This window comes from Streptomyces sp. JLSY215 (genome assembly GCF_059682825.1).
Window position 1 is genome coordinate 6,468,005 of the sequence record NZ_CM185022.1, and the last position, 16,901, is coordinate 6,484,905.

Sequence of the window (16,901 nt, forward strand, 5' to 3'; positions counted from 1 at the left end):
GAGTAAATAGGACATATCGCGTTACCTTGGCCGGGTGAGCCCTCTCGTATCCCCAGCGCCGGCCGCACGGTCTCACGCCCCGCGAGGGACGCGATGATCCAGGCCATCGGACTGACCAGCGCACCCCGCGGCGAACTCCCGCCCGCCATCAACGACCTGAGCTTCGAGGCGCGGCCCGGCAAGGTCACCGTGCTCCTCGGCGGCGCGGCCGCGGGCAAGACCACCGCCCTGCGCCTGATGCTGCAACTCGAACGCGGCCGCGGCGTCGCCCTTTTCCGCGGCCGCCCCGTGCACCGCATCCCCAACCCCGCCCGCGAACTCGGTGTCCTCCTCGGCGACACCCCCGCCGACCCTTCCCGCACGGCGCGCACCCATCTGCGGATGCTCACCGCCGCCGCCGGCGTCCCGGTCACCCGCGCCGACGACGTCCTGGAGCTCGTCGGCCTCAGCGGCCTGGCCGACCAGCGCCTGGGCGAGTACTCCCGCGGGATGGACCGCCGGCTCGGACTGGCCGCGGCACTCATCGGCGACCCCCACACCCTCGTGCTCGACGAACCCGCCGACGGAGTCGCCCGGCGCGAGGCGGCATGGCTGCACGGCATGCTCCGCAGCTACGCCGCACAGGGCGGCGCCGTCCTCGTCACCTCCCGCGACGCCAAGGAGGCCGCGCGGATCGCCGACCGCGTGGTCACCCTCGCAGAAGGTCGACTTGTCGCCGATCAGGAAGCCGTCGACTTCGCCCGCACCCGCCTGCGCCCACGGGTGGCCGTCCGCTCCCCGCACGCCGACCGTCTCGCCACCCTCCTCGTGGACGAGTCCCAGCGCGCAGACCACGCCGCGGACCCCGTGGTCGGCCGCGCCATCGAGGTGGTGCGCGAGAGCGGTAACCGCCTCGCCGTCTACGGCAGCAGCTGCGCCGCGGTGGGGGAGGCCGCCTTCCGCCACGGCATCCTGGTGCACCAGCTCGCCGACGAGGTCGGTGACACCAGCCCGGTCACCCCGCTGCACCGCGCCGACGGCCGCCCACCCGGTCCCACCGCCGACGTCCCGCCCGCAACATCGCCCCCGGACGACGCGCCTTCCGGGCCCGCCACGGCCCCCACCCCCGTCCCCACTTCCCCTTCCGCCCCCGCCCCCGCCCCCGCTCCGATGGTCCGCGTCCTCCAGGCCGCCCGCGCCGCCATCGCGCCCAAAGGCACGGACACCGTGTCCGACACCCTGACCCTCCCGATCATCGGCGCCACCGTCCCCGCCGCCCGCCCGGCACGCTCCTCGGCGCCGGTCGTGGAGCAACTCGCCATTCCCCGGCTGCCCGCGCCCGGCCCGGCCTGGCCGCTGCGCTACGAGCTGCGCCGCACGTTCAGCGACCGCACCGGCCTGTTCGTGACGTTCGCGTCGCTGCTCGTATCCCTGGGCCTGGCACTGCTGCTGGCCCGGCACGGCGAAGCGCCGACGTCCCGTGTGCTCGCCGGCTGGCCCCGTCAACTCCCCTTCCCTCCGGCCGCACTCGGTGCGGGGCTCCTCGGAGCGCTCTGCTTCGGCCAGGAGTTCCGCTACCCGGCGCTCGCGCCCGAGCGCGGCACCGTCCCCCGCCGCCTCGGACTGCTCACCGCCAAACTCCTTGTCAGTGGTGCATCCGCGCTGGGCCTCGGCATCTGCGTACTCACCGTCGACGAGGCCGGTGCCCGCTACCTGTTCGGGCCGGAATCCGTCACCAGCAGCACCGAATGGCCTGTTTTCGCCGCCGGTTGGATCGGCCTGCTGATCGGCTGCGCCTGGGCGGGTGCGCTCGCCGCCGGCGTATTCCGGTCCACCGCAATGGGGTTGGCCGCCGTGCTCGCCGTACCCGTCGTCGTACTGCCACTCGTGCAGCGCGTGATCGCCGAGCCCGCCACCCATTCACTCGTGGGACTCCCGGGGCGACTGGGGTCGTCGGCTCTCTATCGATGGCCGTCCGGAATCGATCAGGCCGTATCGGTAGCCGTGCGCCTCGCGACCCAACCCGTAGGCAGCGCAATGGCGTTGTCGCTGACCGTGCTGGTCTGCGCGTATGCCCTCACGATGTTCCGTGGATGGGCACGGTGACGCCGTATGACGCCCGTTTCACGGCCCTGTTGTTGCGCCGCTGTCCACAACTCGCCACAGGCGGCGCATTTCTTTCCGATAAAGCGTCAATTGAGAGATGACGGGCGATCACCCTTTCGTGTGCTTTTCACCAAAGACCTCAAGGGTGTTCAGGGTGTCGCCGACAAAGGATGCGTGAGTACCCTTGCGCACACCATGATGACCGCGGCTCGCCCCGGCGACACCGGCCTCGCAGGTCCGGGCGAGCTTGACCGCTACCCCTACGCCAACGGCGCCAACGCCGCCGTGAACGCGGCAGGCGTGGATCGCACCGAGCGCGTCTCGCCGGTTTGGGACGGTTCCGAAGCAGAGATGGGCCGGGTCGGCCGCCGCGCCGCCGGCAGCCGTGGCCGCGGCCTGCACGGCCAACTCGTCCAGCAGCTCGGACAGATGATCGTCTCTGGCGATCTCGGCGCCGATCGACCGCTCGTCCCCGAGGAGATCGGCCAGCGCTTCGAGGTCTCGCGGACCGTCGTCCGCGAGTCGCTGCGTGTCCTCGAGGCCAAAGGCCTGGTCAGTGCCCGCCCCAACGTGGGCACCCGGGTCCGCCCGGTCAGCGACTGGAACCTCCTCGACCCCGACATCATCGAGTGGCGGGCCTACGGGCCGCAGCGCGACGACCAGCGACGCGAGCTGTGCGAGCTGCGCTGGACCATCGAGCCCCTCGCCGCCCGCCTCGCCGCCGGCCACGCCCGCGAGGACATCCAGCAGCGCCTCGCCGACATGGTCGAGATCATGGGCCACTCCGCGGCCCAGGGCGACACCGTGACCTTCGGCCGCGCCGACGTCGAGTTCCACACCTTGCTGCTGTCGATCGCCGGCAACCGGATGCTCGAGCACCTCTCGGGGATCGTCAGCTCCGCACTGCATGTCTCCGGCGGTCCGTCCGGCGGCTGCGAGCGCCCGATCGAGACGTCCGTCGGCCAGCACATGCGGATCGTCGACGCCATCGGCTCCGGCGACGCCACGGCGGCCGAGTCCGCGATGCGTCAGCTCCTCGCGGCCCACGGCGACGCCGCCGGCCAGGGCTCCGGGACGCCCGTCGACCACGTCGTCCCCGCGCCCCGCGAGCACTGAGGACCCCGTACTCGAATGCGTACGGACCGTAGGCGCCGCGGCGGCCGGTGGCCCCGCGCCCCCTACGGGCGGGGTGCTCCGTACGCGTCGACGGCACGCGAGATCGTCGGATCCGGGGCGTCGCCCGGGTCCGACGATGGACCTTAGGAGGATTGCATGCCATATGACCGGGAATGGGTCGTTATGGGGTGTGACTCGGGCCACGCGGATTGGGCGTAACGCTCTCCGGGGAAGCGCGATGACTTAAGAGGTGATGGCCGAGGAGGGAATACGGACGGCGTTCGTGACGCTGTTCAACTCCCCGGCTGCCCCCGCGCCGTCGGTCCATCCCCTACCGGCGGTCGTCGGCTCCGATCCACAGTGGACGGGGTCGGAAGCCGTTTCCATCGTTCCGAGAGGTTGTTCGTGTCGGCCAGCACATCCCGTACGCTCCCGCCGGAGATCGCCGAGTCCGAGTCTGTGATGGCGCTCATCGAGCGGGGAAAGGCTGATGGGCAGATCGCCGGCGATGACGTGCGTCGGGCCTTCGAGGCTGACCAGATTCCGCCAACCCAGTGGAAGAACGTTCTGCGCAGCCTCAACCAAATCCTCGACGAGGAGGGTGTGACGCTGATGGTCAGTGCCGCAGAGGCGCCCAAGCGCACCCGCAAGAGCGTCGCAGCGAAGAGCCCGGCAAAGCGCACCGCCACCAAGACCGTCGCGGCCAAGACCGCCACGGTGAAGAAGGCCACCACCGCGGCCACCGCCCCGATGGCGGACCCGTCCGGTGAGACCGAGTCCGCGCCTGCCAAGAAGGCAGCGGCGAAGAAGACCGCAGCCAAGAAGACGGTTGCCAAGAAGGCGACCGCCAAGAAGACCACTGCCAAGAAGATGGCGGCCAAGAAGGACGTCGACGAGCTGCTCGACGACGAGGCCACCGAGGAGACCCCGGTGCCCGGCAAGGGCGAGGCGGCCGACGCCCCCGAGGGCGCCGAGAACGCCGGCTTCGTCCTGTCCGACGACGACGAGGACGACGCCCCCGCGCAGCAGGTCGCCGCGGCCGGCGCCACCGCCGACCCGGTCAAGGACTACCTCAAGCAGATCGGCAAGGTCCCGCTCCTCAACGCCGAGCAGGAGGTCGAGCTCGCCAAGCGCATCGAGGCGGGTCTGTTCGCCGAGGACAAGCTGGCGAATTCCGACAAGCTCGCACCCAAGCTCAAGCGCGAGCTGGAGATCATCGCCGAGGACGGCCGCCGGGCCAAGAACCACCTCCTGGAGGCCAACCTCCGACTGGTCGTCTCCCTGGCCAAGCGCTACACCGGTCGCGGCATGCTCTTCCTGGACCTGATCCAGGAGGGCAACCTCGGCCTGATCCGTGCGGTCGAGAAGTTCGACTACACCAAGGGCTACAAGTTCTCGACCTACGCGACGTGGTGGATCCGCCAGGCCATCACCCGCGCCATGGCCGATCAGGCCCGCACCATCCGTATCCCCGTCCACATGGTCGAGGTCATCAACAAGCTCGCGCGCGTCCAGCGCCAGATGCTCCAGGACCTGGGCCGCGAGCCCACCCCGGAGGAGCTGGCCAAGGAACTCGACATGACCCCCGAGAAGGTCATCGAGGTCCAGAAGTACGGCCGCGAGCCGATTTCGCTGCACACCCCGCTCGGCGAGGACGGCGACAGCGAGTTCGGTGACCTCATCGAGGACTCCGAGGCGGTCGTCCCGGCCGACGCGGTCAGCTTCACGCTTCTGCAGGAGCAGCTGCACTCGGTGCTGGACACCCTCTCCGAGCGCGAGGCCGGCGTGGTCTCCATGCGCTTCGGCCTCACCGACGGCCAGCCCAAGACGCTGGACGAGATCGGCAAGGTCTACGGCGTCACGCGTGAGCGGATCCGCCAGATCGAGTCCAAGACCATGTCCAAGCTGCGTCACCCGTCGCGCTCCCAGGTGCTGCGCGACTACCTCGACTAGCCGAACGGGCACGGACCGTCCCGCGAGCCCGGTTCCTCCTTCCTGGAGGGGCCGGGCTCGCCGCCGTCCGGGTGCGGGGGACCTCCGTTTGGGTCACTCTGGGTGGGCGACCACTGTCCCCAGAGTCAGGAGTCCGTATGCGTCCGTCCCACGCTGCTTTCGGAGCTCTCGCGCTGGTCTTTGCCCTGCCGACGGCCGCGACCGCGGACGATTCCGTGGTCGGCGGTACGCCGGTACGCCTTTCCCAGAGCCCATGGGCGGTCGCCCTCGCCTCCCATGCCCGGTTCGGCGCCGCGCGCTCCGGACAGTTCTGCGGCGGTGTCCTGGTCGGCAGCTCGACGGTGGTGACCGCCGCGCACTGTCTGAGCAGGGAGGTGCTGGGCGTGCCCTGGCAGCAGGTGACCGATCTGCGGATCGTCATCGGACGCGACAACCTCACCCAGGGTGGCGGGCATGAACTCAAGCCGGCGAAGGTCTGGGTGAACCCGGGATACGACAGCTGGACCAATGAAGGCGACATGGCCGTTCTCACGCTGCCGAAGCCCATCAGCAACCGGCCGATTCCCATAGCGCGCCAAGGGGATGCCGCCTACCAGGCAGGCAACGTGGCCACCGTTTACGGCTGGGGAGACATGACCGGCGAGGGCAGCTACGCGTCGCGGCTGCGGTCGGCCGCGGTGAATGTGCTCAACGATGCGGTCTGCGCCAAGGCGTACCCCGGCAATGCCGACGGCACGTACAAGCCCGAATCCATGCTGTGTGCGGGTGAGCCCGGAGGCGGGCGTGATGCCTGCCAGGGGGACAGCGGCGGGCCGCTGGTGGTGCAGGGGCGCCTGGTGGGGCTGGTGTCGTGGGGGACGGGCTGCGGCAAGGCCGGCAGCCCCGGTGTCTACACGCGGGCCTCGGCACTCCTGCCGGCGGTGTCCGGGCACGGTGCCGGGTGAGTGGAATGCCGGGTGAGGCGGTGCGGAGCAGCGGGCGCGACGGAGCGTACGAGAGCGGGCGGTCTCCCCGGTGGTGCCGGGGGGACCGCCCGCCGCACGGCCTCAGGCCGCTGTTCGCTCGTCGTGGATGCGAAGTGTCAGCGTTCCTCATCGGACGCGGACGTTGGAGAGGCGGTCAGCCGCTCCGTCTCGTCCTGTATTTCCGCGGCGATCTTCTTGAGTTCTGGCTCGAACTTGCGACCGTGGTGGGCGCAGAAGAGCAGTTCGCCGCCGGACATCAGGACGACGCGCAGGTATGCCTGGGCGCCGCAGCGGTCGCAGCGGTCAGCGGCCGTCAGCGGGCTCGCGGGTGTCAGAACAGTAGTCACGTCGCCTCTTCTCTAGCTCGACGAGCTGTCGTACCAGGGTCAACATCCAACCAGGCCGAAAACGTTCCCGCTTGTGCCTTTTCCTCGAAAAAACTTCTTCGAGGTGGCCGGGTGCTGCCGGGTGGCGGCGAATGAGCCGTATTGCGTAGTGGTCTGCATCACGTTGGTTGTTGTGGTCTGCCCTCCCGGCTGGCTTGCCGGTTGTTGATGAGGACGTGCCCGGAGCCTAAATGGTTCATGCCTGGAAGGGAACGTGATGTGCACGTCACTCGGACGTCATACTATCGAGGGATCGAACGTTTGAGCGAAGATCGACTAGCATGGACGTGCTTACGGGTGGCGTCACATCGGCTCTACCAGGCCTCGGTACCCTCTCACCGGCGACACCGCCACAACCGAGTCCGCGGAATGCGGACTGCCAGAAATTCAGCGAGGAGCGAACCGCGTGACCGCCGAGATGTCCGTGCCGTCCACCGCAGTGCTGACCGGGGCAGACCGGGACGGATCCAACTACACCGCGCGGCATCTGCTCGTCCTCGAGGGTCTGGAGGCCGTCCGCAAGCGCCCTGGCATGTACATCGGCTCGACGGACAGTCGCGGCCTGATGCACTGCCTGTGGGAAATCATCGACAACTCCGTCGACGAGGCGCTGGGCGGCTACTGCGACCACATCGAGGTGATCCTCCACGACGACGGGTCGGTGGAGGTCCGTGACAACGGCCGCGGCATCCCCGTGGACGTCGAGCCCAAGACCGGGCTGAGCGGCGTCGAGGTCGTGATGACCAAGCTGCACGCCGGCGGAAAGTTCGGCGGCGGCTCGTACGCGGCCTCCGGCGGCCTGCACGGCGTCGGCGCCTCGGTCGTCAACGCGCTCTCCGCGCGGCTCGACGTCGAGGTGGACCGCAACAGCAAGACGCACTCCATCAGCTTCCGCCGCGGCGTCCCCGGAGTCTTCACCGAATCCGGCCCGGACGCCCCCTTCGACCCCGGCAACGGCCTGATCAAGGGCAAGCGCGTCGCCAAGGCCAAGACGGGCACCCGGGTGCGCTACTGGGCCGACCGGCAGATCTTCCTCAAGGACGCCCGGCTCTCCCTGGAGACGCTGCACGCCCGCGCCCGCCAGACGGCCTTCCTGGTGCCCGGCCTGACCCTCATCGTCCGCGACGAACGCGGAATCGACGGTGCCGGCAAGACGGAGGAGACCTTCCGCTACGACGGCGGCATCAGCGAATTCTGCGAGTACCTCGCCCAGGACAAGGCCGTCTGCGACGTCCTGCGCCTGACCGGCCAGGGCACCTTCAAGGAGACCGTGCCGGTTCTGGACGACCGCGGCCATATGACACCGACCGAAGTCACGCGGGAACTGGGCGTCGACATCGCGCTGCGCTGGGGCACCGGCTACGACTCCATGGTCAGGTCGTTCGTCAACATCATCGCCACGCCCAAGGGCGGCACCCACGTCTCCGGCTTCGAGCGCTCGGTCACCAAGACCGTCAACGAGGTGCTGCGGACGCAGAAGCTGCTGCGGGTCGCCGAGGACGACGTCGTCAAGGACGACGCCATGGAAGGCCTCACGGCGGTGGTGACCGTACGGCTCGCCGAGCCGCAGTTCGAGGGCCAGACCAAGGAGGTGCTCGGCACCTCCGCCGCCTCACGGATCGTCGCCCAGGTGGTGAGCCGGGAACTCAAGTCGTTCCTGACCTCCACCAAGCGGGACGACAAGCAGCAGGCACGCTCCGTCATGGAGAAGATCGTCGCCGCGGCCCGTACCCGTATCGCCGCGCGTCAGCACAAGGAGGCCCAGCGCCGGAAGACGGCGCTGGAGACCTCCTCTCTGCCGGCCAAGCTCGCCGACTGCCGCAGCGACGACGTCGACCGCAGCGAACTGTTCATCGTCGAGGGTGACTCGGCACTGGGCACCGCGAAGCTGGCGCGCAATTCCGAGTTCCAGGCGCTGCTGCCGATCCGCGGCAAGATCCTCAATGTCCAGAAGGCGTCGGTCTCGGACATGCTCAAGAACGCCGAGTGCGGCTCCATCATCCAGGTCATAGGGGCCGGATCCGGCCGCACCTTCGACATCGACACCGCCCGCTACGGCAAGGTCATCTTCCTTGCCGACGCGGATGTCGACGGCGCGCACATCCGCACCCTGCTGCTGACCCTCTTCCAGCGCTACATGCGGCCGATGGTCGAACAGGGCCGGGTCTTCTCCGCCGTCCCGCCGCTGCACCGCGTCGAACTGAGCAACCCCAAGAAGGGCCAGGACAAGTACATCTACACCTACTCGGACAACGAGCTGCGCCAGACGCTGCTCGAGCTCCAGCGCAAGAACGTCCGCTACAAGGACAGCATCCAGCGCTACAAGGGCCTGGGTGAGATGGATGCGAACCAGCTCGCCGAGACGACGATGGACCCGCGCCACCGCACCCTGCGCCGGATCAACATCAGCGATCTCGAAGCGGCGGAGAAGACCTTCGACCTCCTGATGGGCAACGAAGTCGCCCCCCGTAAGGAGTTCATCACCAACTCCGCCTCCACCCTCGACCGTTCGCGCATCGACACCTGAGCCTGCCGCGATCCCTGACGGGCGCCTCTCCACCCCCGGGTGGAGAGGCGCCCGTCGCGATTTCCACCCGCCGCCCACCCCTGCTCCGATCCGGCCGGCAACACCGTCTCCGTAGCGTCGGGAGCGTCATCAGTTCCCTGTCCTATGGAGGCCCAGGCCATGAGCGGCGTGCTCACCATCGTCGTGATCACCGCGGTTGTCGTGCTCGTATTCGTCCGGCAGTTCACGGCGCAGCGCATCACCTCGGCGGACAAGAAGTGGTGGCTGATCCCCGCCGTCCTGGCGGTCGTGGCCTGCCGGGAGCGCGGACTCCTGGATCCCGCCCACGGCACGGCCTCCGCCGCCCTGCTCGGCGTGGAGCTCCTGATAGCACTGGCGAGCGGCGCCGGCTGGGCCTGGACCACCCGGATCTGGACCGGCCCGGACGGCGAGGTGTGGAGCAAGGGCGGCTGGGCGGCGGCCGGCGTGTGGCTGTGCGGGATGGCGGTCCGGATGGCGGCCGTGGGGGTGGGCCTGCTGATGGGTGTCCACCAGGGCAGCCCTGCGATCACCCTCTCCGTTGCCGCGATGCTGCTGTCCCGGGCCGGCGTCCTCGCCTGGCGGGCCCAGGCCGCCAGGCGGACGTACCGTGTCCCTGTCGCGGGCTGATGCTCTGCGCGCCCGGAATCACCGGACACCCCGAAGGACCGTACGTGCCGCCGAACCCCTGGACGAGCTGGCCCCTACGGGAGTCGCTCTCCCGTGAGGGCCTCGGCGCCGCCCGCCTGTGGGTCGGACGGGCGATCCGTGTCCTGGTGATGGCCGGTCTGCTCTGGACCACCCTGGCGGGCGGTGCCTTCAGCGGCTGGGGTCTGGCGGCGGCGTTCGCGGGGACGGCCATCACCGTGCTGGCGTTCCGCGGCTTCTTCCGTACGACCCTGGCACGGCGCCTGTGGCCGTCCGTCGGCCTGCTCTTCCTGCTGGCGGCCGCGGCCTTCGGGTTCGACTTCGCCGGGGCGCGGACGGCCGCCGTCGTGCTGTGGTGCGCGTGCGCCATCACGGCCATGCAGCGGCTGCCGCTGAGCGCCGCCCTGCCGTGCTCGGCCGCCGCCCTCGCCGCGTTCGCCGTGATGACCACCGACAACTGGCTGACGACCACCGCGACCACCGCGGGCCTCGCACTGGCGGGCTACGTCGTACGGCTGGATGCCGAGGCGCGCGGCAACGCCCAGCGGCTGCTGACCCAGGAACGCGCGGCCCGCACGGCCGAAGCCGAGACGGCCGCGCTGGCCGAACGCGGCCGGATCGCCCGCGAGATCCACGACGTCCTCGCCCACAGCCTCAGCGCTCAGCTGGTGCACTTGGAGGCGGCGCGGCAGCTGATCCAGCGCAGCACCGACCTCGAGGCCGACCGTGATCAGATCCTGGAGCGGGTGGTCGCCTGCCGGGGAATGGCCCGAGAAGGGCTTGACGGGACCCGTGAGGCGCTTTCGGCCCTGCGCGGGGACATGATCCCCATCGAGGACTTCCTGCGCCGTCTGGCGGCCGCTGAGGGCGCGCGGCTCGACATCACGGGCGAGCGGCGCACCGTACCGGCGGAAGCGGGGCTCGCGCTCCGGCGAGTGGCGCAGGAGGCGCTGACGAACGTACGCAAGCATGCGCCGGGCGCCCGGGTGAGCGTGCGGCTGGAATACGCGGACGGCGACGTGGGGCTCGAGGTACGCGACTCGGGCGGCAGCGGCGCGCCCGCCGAGCTCGCGCGCAGCGGCGCCGGGTACGGTCTGCTCGGGATGCGGGAGCGCGCCGAACTCCTCGGCGGAACACTGGAGTCCGGTCCCGAGGAGGAAGGCTTCGTGGTGCGGTTGAGGGTGCCGGCATGACGGCACGCACGGACGCGCGGGTGGTGGTCGCCGACGACCAGACGGTGGTGCGCGAGGGCATCGTCATGCTGCTGGGGCTGCTGCCGGGCATCGAGGTCGTCGGATCCGCCGCGGACGGCGAGGAGGCGGTCCGCATGGTTGCCGAACTCGCCCCCGACGTCGTCCTGATGGACCTGCGGATGCCGCGCTGCGACGGCGTCGAGGCGACCCGCCGCATCCGTACGGACCACCCGGGCACCCAGGTCGTGGTGCTCACCACCTACGCCGACGACGACTCGCTCTTCCCCGCCCTCCAGGCCGGCGCCCGCGGCTATCTGACCAAGGACGCGGACGGCGACGAGATCGTCCGCGCCATCGACGACGTGCTCTCCGGCGAAGCCGGGCTGTCACCGAAGATCCAGCGCCGCCTCCTGGAACGCCTCGCGGAGCCCGCGCGCCCCCGGCCGCAGCCTGCGGAGGCGCCCCCGGACGGGCTGACCGCCCGCGAGACGGAGGTGCTGCGTCTTGTCGCAGAGGGGCAGTCGAACCCGGAGATCGCCCGCACGCTCCACGTCTCCACCGCGACCGTGAAGACCCACATCAACAACCTCTTCGCCAAGGCGGGGCTGCGGGACCGCGCCCAGGCCATCCACTACGCCTACCGCCACGGCCTCGCACAGCCGCCCGGATGACCCACCTGATTCAGTGAAGCATTCGGAATGAAGAGTCCCGGATCTTCCTTTCTGTCCATCCTTGGTCACCACGGTCTACAGGCCCGTGCAACAAGGAGTGTTCGGTGGACAAGCAGGACGGCAGAGCGGCCGGTGAGCCCGGCGACGTACGGTGCGACCACGACCCCCGGTACGACGCGCACGCCGGCGGACGGGGCGGGTGGGACGACGGCCCGACGGACGAACGGCGTGCGCCGGACCGTATTCCGCCGGACCGTGTACGAACACCCGCGCCGGTACCGGAGCCGCGGTCCGCGGCCCACGACGAGGTCTACCTGGCGGTGCAGCGAAGCGGCGCCTTCCAGGAGGTACGACGCCGCTACCGGCGCTTCGTCGTCCCCGCCACGGCCCTCTTCCTGGCGTGGTACCTCGCCTACGTGATCACGGCCACCGTCGCACCGGGCCTGATGGCGCACCGCGTTGCCGGCGCGCTCAACGTCGCGATGCTCGCCGGACTCGGACAGTTCGCCACGACCTTCCTGCTCACCTGGGCCTACGCACGGCACGCCAGGCTGCGCCGGGACCGCGCGGCGCTCGACATCCGCTGGGAGACCCAGGACCTGACCGGAAGGAACGCGCGTTGACCGGCGACCACCAGACCCTGGCGCTGGCCCTGTTCAGCGCGTTCATCGCCGTCACACTGGCGATCACCACATGGGCGAGCCGCCGCAGGCACGGCTCCGCCGAGGAGTTCTACGCCGGCGGCAGGCTTTTCTCGCCCATGGAGAACGGTTTCGCCATCGCGGGTGACTACATGTCCGCCGCGTCCTTCCTCGGCGTCTCGGGACTGATCGCCCTCTTCGGCTACGACGGCCTGCTGTACTGCGTCGGCTTCCTTGTCGCCTGGCTCGTCGTTCTCTTCCTGGTAGCCGAACTGGTCCGCAACTGCGGCAGGTTCACCCTCGCCGACGTGGTCGCCGCGCGGATGCGTGAACGCCCTGTCCGTATCGCGTCCGGTGCCGCCTCCGTCACCGTCTCCGTGCTGTACCTCGTGGCCCAGATGGTCGGCGCCGGCAGCCTCGTGGCGCTGCTCCTCGACGGGGCGGGCGCACAGGCGCGTACCTGGATGGTGATCGGCGTCGGCGCGCTGATGGTCGTCTACGTGGCCTTCGGGGGCATGCGGGCGACGACATGGATCCAGATCGTCAAAGCCGTGCTCCTCCTTGGAGGTACCGTCGCACTGACCGTTCTGGTGGTGGCCCGCTTTCACGGTGACATCAACGGGCTGCTGAACACCGCCGCCGAACGCAGCGGGCACGGAGGTCAGTTCCTCGCACCGGGACTCAAGTACGGCGACGACTGGACATCGCGGCTCGACTTCATCAGCCTCGGCCTCGCGCTTGTCCTCGGTACCGCAGGGCTGCCGCACATCCTGGCCCGCTTCTACACCGTCCCCACGGCCCGCTCCGCCCGCCGTTCCGCCGTCTGGTCCATCGGCCTGATCGGCGGCTTCTACCTGATGACCATCGTGCTGGGGTTCGGCGCCGCCGCGGTACTCGGCAGCGACGCCGTCCGCGCGTCCAACAAGGCCGGCAACACCGCCGTTCCGCTGCTCGCCCTGCAACTGGGCGGCGGCGCCGGTTCGACTGGCGGAACGGTTCTCTTCGCGGTCGTGGTCGCCGTCGCCTTCGCCACGATCCTGGCCGTGGTCGCCGGCGTCACCCTCGCCTCGTCCGCCTCCGTCGCCCACGACCTGTACGCCTCGCTACGGCGCTCGCGAAACGCGACGCGGGGCGGTCGGCGGAGCGAGGTGGCCGTGGCGCGTATCGCGGCGGTGGGCGTCGGAGCCGTGGCGATCGGCCTCGCGCTCCTCGCCCAGGACCTGAACATCGCCTTCCTGGTCGGCCTGGCGTTCGCCGTCGCCGCATCGGCCAACCTGCCCGTTCTCCTGTACACCCTCTTCTGGCACAGGTTCACCACCCGTGGCGCCGTCTGGTCGGTCTATGGCGGCCTGATCCCGGCACTGGCCCTGGTGGTCCTGTCACCGGTGGTCTCCGGCACTCCGGAGTCGCTCTTCCCCGGACTGGACTTCGCCTGCTTCCCACTGGAGAACCCGGGTGTCGTATCGATCCCGCTCGGCTTCCTCATGGGCTGGCTGGGAACAGCGCTTTCCCCGGAGGCAGCCGACGAAGCCCGTCACGCGGAGACGGAGGTCCGGGCTCTCACCGGGGCTGGGGCCGTCTAGGGCTTGCCGGCTGGGTCAGGGTCACTTGCGGCCGGCCTGCGCCGTACGGTGACACGGGCTCGTACTCCGTGTGCCGTTCCCTAGACCCACTCGTAACGGTGCTCGGGGCGGCCGGTCTCGCCGTACCTGAGGGTGAGACGGACCCGGCCGGTGCGTTCCAGGAGCTTGAGGTAGCGCTGGGCGGTCTGGCGGCTCAGTCCCGCCTGGAAGGCGACGTCCTGCGCGGACAGTGGGGCGTCCGCGGAGCGCAGCACCGAGCGCACACGGTCGGCGGTGGCGGTGGAATGGCCCTTGGGCAGCTCGGTGCTGCCTGCACCGGCGGCCCCCAGGGCACCGAAGATCCGGTCGACCTCGGACTGTTCCGCCTGGCCGCCGCTCTCGAAGGTACGGTGCAGCGCCGCGTATCCCTCCAGCTTGGAGCGCAGGCCCGCGAAGGTGAACGGCTTGACCAGGTACTGCAGCGCGCCGTGGCGCATGGCGGCCTGCACGGTCGCGATGTCACGGGCCGCCGTCACCATGATCACGTCGGTGAGCAGACCTCGCCGCCGCAGATTGGCCACCAGTTGGAGCCCCGTCTCATCGGGGAGGTAGTGGTCCAGGAGGATCAAGTCAACGGGGTGGGTGTCGAGGGCGGCCAGCGCCTCCGCGGCGGAGTGCGCCAGGCAGCTGACGCGGAAGCCCGCGATCTTGGCGACATACGCGGCATTGATCTCCGCAACCCGTATGTCGTCGTCCACGACCAACACGTCGATCATCGGCCGGCTCCCGTGGCGTCCGTCGCATCAGCGGAGCCCATTGGGCGCTGAGCGTCTTGGGAGCTGCCGGCCCTCCCGCAGGCAGCGTCGTCCGTACGCCTTTCATGACCCGATGCTTCATGCGTCGACTCTGGAAACTCTTCGGACAGAGCATCGGGGACTGTCACCGTGAACACCGCGCCACCTCCGGCGCGTTCGCCGACCGCGACGCCACCGCCATAGCGCTCGGCGAGGCGGCGTACGAGCGCCAGGCCGATGCCACGCTGCCCATGCGCCGGTGGCTCCTTGGTCGTCCAGCCCTCGGTGAAGATCTCCGCGCGACGGGCCTCGGGCACGCCAGGTCCGTTGTCGCAAACCTGGATGACGGCGGCCCGGCCGTCCGTGCGGATCTCCACCTCCACCCGCGCGTCCCGCCGGCCCGCCGTGGCGTCCAGGGCGTTGTCGACGAGGTTGCCCAGGACGGTGACCAGGCCGTGCGGGTCGACCAGACCGTCGGGGAGAAACGTGGTGGGGGAGAGGCGCAACGACGCGCCGCGCTCGGTGGCAACGGTGGCCTTGCCCACCAGGAGGGCAGCCAGCAGCGGATCGCGAATCCGCTCGGTGACCTGCTCCGCGGTCGCCCGGTGCACGCCCACGGCCTCCGTCACGAATTCCACGGCCTCCTCGTACAGACCGAGTTCGAGCAGTCCGAGGAGTGTGTGCAGCCGGTTGGCGTGCTCGTGATCCTGGGCGCGGAGAGCATCGATCAGACCGCGGGTGCCATCCAGTTCTCGGCCCAGCCGCTCCAGTTCGGTGCGGTCACGCAAGGTCACCACGGCGCCCCCGTCATCGGTGGGCATGCGATTCGCCACCAGGACACGCTGCCCGCTGACGGCGAGCAGATCGGCACCAGAGACCCGGCCTGTAAGGACGTCGGTCGTACGGCCCGGCGGCAGGCTCTCGTCCAAGGGGCGGCCGATGTCCGCAGCATTCAGGTCGAGGAGGCGCTGCGCCTCGTCATTCATGAGGCGGATCCGGCCGTCCTTGTCCAGCGCGAGGAACCCCTCACGGATGCCGTGCAGCATCGCCTCACGTTCCGTGAGCAGTGCGGAGATGTCAGAGAAGGCCAGGTCGTGGGTACGACGCTGCAGGCGGCGAGCAACGAGATAGGCGGCGAGCGCGCCCGCAGCAAGGGCTCCGCCCGCGTAGGCGAGCAGTTCGGGCACGGTGGAGAGCAGCCGCTCCTGCACGCTCTCGTATGAGATACCGACCGATACGGCTCCGATGACCTTGCCGGTCTCGTCGCGCAGCGGGACCTTGCCGCGAGCGGAACGACCGAGGGTGCCCTCGTCGATCTGCATGACCTGCTTGCCGGCGAGCACGATGCTCGGGTCGGTCGAGACGTGATGGCCGATCTCGTCCGGGTCGGTGTGGGACCAGCGCACCCCATGCTGGTCCATGATCACAACGTATTCGGCGCCAGTAGCGGCGCGAATCCGTTCGGCCTCGTTCTGGACAGGACCGTGCTGCGTCGGCCGGGAGGACTTCAGGGCATCGTCGAGGCGAGGCTCGGCGGCGGTGGTCTGGGCGATGGCGAGCGCGCGGCGCATCGCCTGATCGTCGAGTTCGGCGCTGAGCGGGGCGAGGAACAGACCGGTCGCGAGCGCGGTGACGCCGCCGGCGATGGCCAGCTGCATCAGCAATACCTGGGAGAAGACGCGGCGTGGCCAGCCCAGGCGCGGCCTGGTGGTGCGCGGCGGGCCGACCGGGGACGTGCCTTTCGCGGCCCACTGCTTGCTGCCGCGTCGATCAGCGTTGCCCGGCACCCTCGTAGCGGCATCGGCGCGCGGCGCGTGGCCCGAGGGCCGTGCGGCGCTCGGGCGGGAGGCCGGTTCGTCCTTCTCGCCCATATGAACGAACAGTAAGCGCGGAGGGGACAGGGCCGGTAATCCCTGCCGGGCTGGATGCGGAGGGTGGTCGGAGAACGACTCTCACGTGCTCCCGGCCGCCCTGGCGGCCCGCTGCGCGGAGTTATCCACAGGCCTTTCGGTTGCGGATTGTGTGCGCTTAGCCTCGCAACGTGAAGCCGCAGGGGATTCGTGCCGCCGGTGGTTGCAGCGGGTCCGAGGGGGCGCAAGGCGCAGGCGGGGCGTGCGGAATACGTGGAGGGGAGCGGCCATGTGGTCGATGCGGGATTGGCGCGGAGAGCGGCGAAGCACGGCGTCAAAGGGTGCACGGCGCCCCGTCACCATGCCGGAAGTGGTGAGACCGGTGCTGGGCGGTCTGGCCTTGGCGGTCACGTTCGGAGTGGCTTTGGGGCTGGTGCTGAGGCGCGGTGGGGCACAGGACAGCGCAGGGCGACCCGCAGAGGAATGCTGCTG

Annotated in this window: 13 protein-coding genes; 10 read left to right on the plus strand and 3 right to left on the minus strand. The window is 70.0% G+C overall.

Annotated elements, in window-relative coordinates:
* Nucleotides 1-93: 93 nt before the first annotated feature.
* From AC5677_RS28885 to AC5677_RS28900, 4 genes are all read left to right on the plus strand, one after another.
* Nucleotides 94-2,085 (plus strand): ABC transporter ATP-binding protein, encoded by a 1,992-nt coding sequence (locus AC5677_RS28885; protein WP_497190829.1) that lies wholly within the window; start codon nt 94-96, stop codon nt 2,083-2,085.
* A 120-nt stretch (nt 2,086-2,205) separates the two neighbouring features.
* A complete protein-coding gene (locus AC5677_RS28890) occupies nt 2,206-3,201 on the plus strand; it encodes a FadR/GntR family transcriptional regulator (RefSeq protein WP_497190830.1) in 996 nt (331 codons plus the stop codon).
* Between the two features lie 405 nt (nt 3,202-3,606).
* Nucleotides 3,607-5,154, plus strand: a complete 1,548-nt coding sequence (locus AC5677_RS28895; protein ID WP_497190831.1) for an RNA polymerase sigma factor — start codon at nt 3,607-3,609, stop codon at nt 5,152-5,154.
* Between the two features lie 137 nt (nt 5,155-5,291).
* Nucleotides 5,292-6,098 carry a S1 family peptidase gene (locus AC5677_RS28900; RefSeq protein ID WP_497190832.1) on the plus strand — a complete coding sequence of 269 codons (807 nt, stop codon included), beginning with the start codon at nt 5,292-5,294 and terminating at the stop codon, nt 6,096-6,098.
* A gap of 137 nt (nt 6,099-6,235) precedes the next feature.
* Here AC5677_RS28900 and AC5677_RS28905 read toward each other — a convergent pair whose 3' ends face one another.
* Nucleotides 6,236-6,466, minus strand: coding sequence for a DUF7455 domain-containing protein (locus AC5677_RS28905; protein ID WP_043266503.1), 231 nt, complete (start codon nt 6,464-6,466; stop codon nt 6,236-6,238).
* A 445-nt stretch (nt 6,467-6,911) separates the two neighbouring features.
* Here AC5677_RS28905 and AC5677_RS28910 point away from each other — a divergent pair, with 445 nt between their 5' ends.
* The 6 genes from AC5677_RS28910 to AC5677_RS28935 all read left to right on the plus strand — a co-directional run bounded on the left by AC5677_RS28910 (nt 6,912) and on the right by AC5677_RS28935 (nt 13,786).
* A complete protein-coding gene (locus AC5677_RS28910; protein WP_497190833.1) occupies nt 6,912-9,032 on the plus strand; it encodes a DNA gyrase/topoisomerase IV subunit B in 2,121 nt (706 codons plus the stop codon).
* Nucleotides 9,033-9,191: 159 nt separating this feature from the next.
* Nucleotides 9,192-9,680, plus strand: coding sequence for a DUF1453 domain-containing protein (locus tag AC5677_RS28915; protein WP_497190834.1), 489 nt, complete (start codon nt 9,192-9,194; stop codon nt 9,678-9,680).
* Between the two features lie 44 nt (nt 9,681-9,724).
* Entirely contained in the window at nt 9,725-10,891 is a 1,167-nt protein-coding gene (locus AC5677_RS28920; protein WP_497190835.1) for a sensor histidine kinase, read from the plus strand.
* Nucleotides 10,888-11,562 (plus strand): response regulator transcription factor, encoded by a 675-nt coding sequence (locus tag AC5677_RS28925; protein WP_497190836.1) that lies wholly within the window; start codon nt 10,888-10,890, stop codon nt 11,560-11,562. Before AC5677_RS28920 ends, AC5677_RS28925 begins: the two co-directional genes overlap by 4 nt.
* Before the next feature lie 104 nt (nt 11,563-11,666).
* Entirely contained in the window at nt 11,667-12,185 is a 519-nt protein-coding gene (locus AC5677_RS28930) for a DUF485 domain-containing protein (protein ID WP_497190837.1), read from the plus strand.
* Nucleotides 12,182-13,786, plus strand: a complete 1,605-nt coding sequence (locus tag AC5677_RS28935) for a monocarboxylic acid transporter (protein ID WP_497190838.1) — start codon at nt 12,182-12,184, stop codon at nt 13,784-13,786. Before AC5677_RS28930 ends, AC5677_RS28935 begins: the two co-directional genes overlap by 4 nt.
* Nucleotides 13,787-13,866: 80 nt before the next feature.
* On the opposite strand, the gene AC5677_RS28940 is transcribed toward AC5677_RS28935, so the two are convergent.
* Both AC5677_RS28940 and AC5677_RS28945 read right to left on the minus strand, forming a co-directional pair.
* Nucleotides 13,867-14,541, minus strand: coding sequence for a DUF7342 family protein (locus AC5677_RS28940; protein ID WP_497190839.1), 675 nt, complete (start codon nt 14,539-14,541; stop codon nt 13,867-13,869).
* Nucleotides 14,538-16,217, minus strand: a complete 1,680-nt coding sequence (locus tag AC5677_RS28945; RefSeq protein ID WP_497196792.1) for a sensor histidine kinase — start codon at nt 16,215-16,217, stop codon at nt 14,538-14,540. The genes AC5677_RS28940 and AC5677_RS28945 overlap by 4 nt, the downstream gene beginning before the upstream one ends.
* Nucleotides 16,218-16,901: the final 684 nt, after the last annotated feature.

Coding starts and splice junctions, on each gene's coding strand:
- AC5677_RS28940 (WP_497190839.1), bottom strand. CDS start 14,541: ATGATCGACGTGTTGGTCGTGGACGACGACATACGGGTTGCGGAGATC.
- AC5677_RS28945 (WP_497196792.1), bottom strand. CDS start 16,217: ATGCAGCTGGCCATCGCCGGCGGCGTCACCGCGCTCGCGACCGGTCTG.
- AC5677_RS28900 (WP_497190832.1), top strand. CDS start 5,292: ATGCGTCCGTCCCACGCTGCTTTCGGAGCTCTCGCGCTGGTCTTTGCC.
- AC5677_RS28915 (WP_497190834.1), top strand. CDS start 9,192: ATGAGCGGCGTGCTCACCATCGTCGTGATCACCGCGGTTGTCGTGCTC.
- AC5677_RS28885 (WP_497190829.1), top strand. CDS start 94: ATGATCCAGGCCATCGGACTGACCAGCGCACCCCGCGGCGAACTCCCG.
- AC5677_RS28925 (WP_497190836.1), top strand. CDS start 10,888: ATGACGGCACGCACGGACGCGCGGGTGGTGGTCGCCGACGACCAGACG.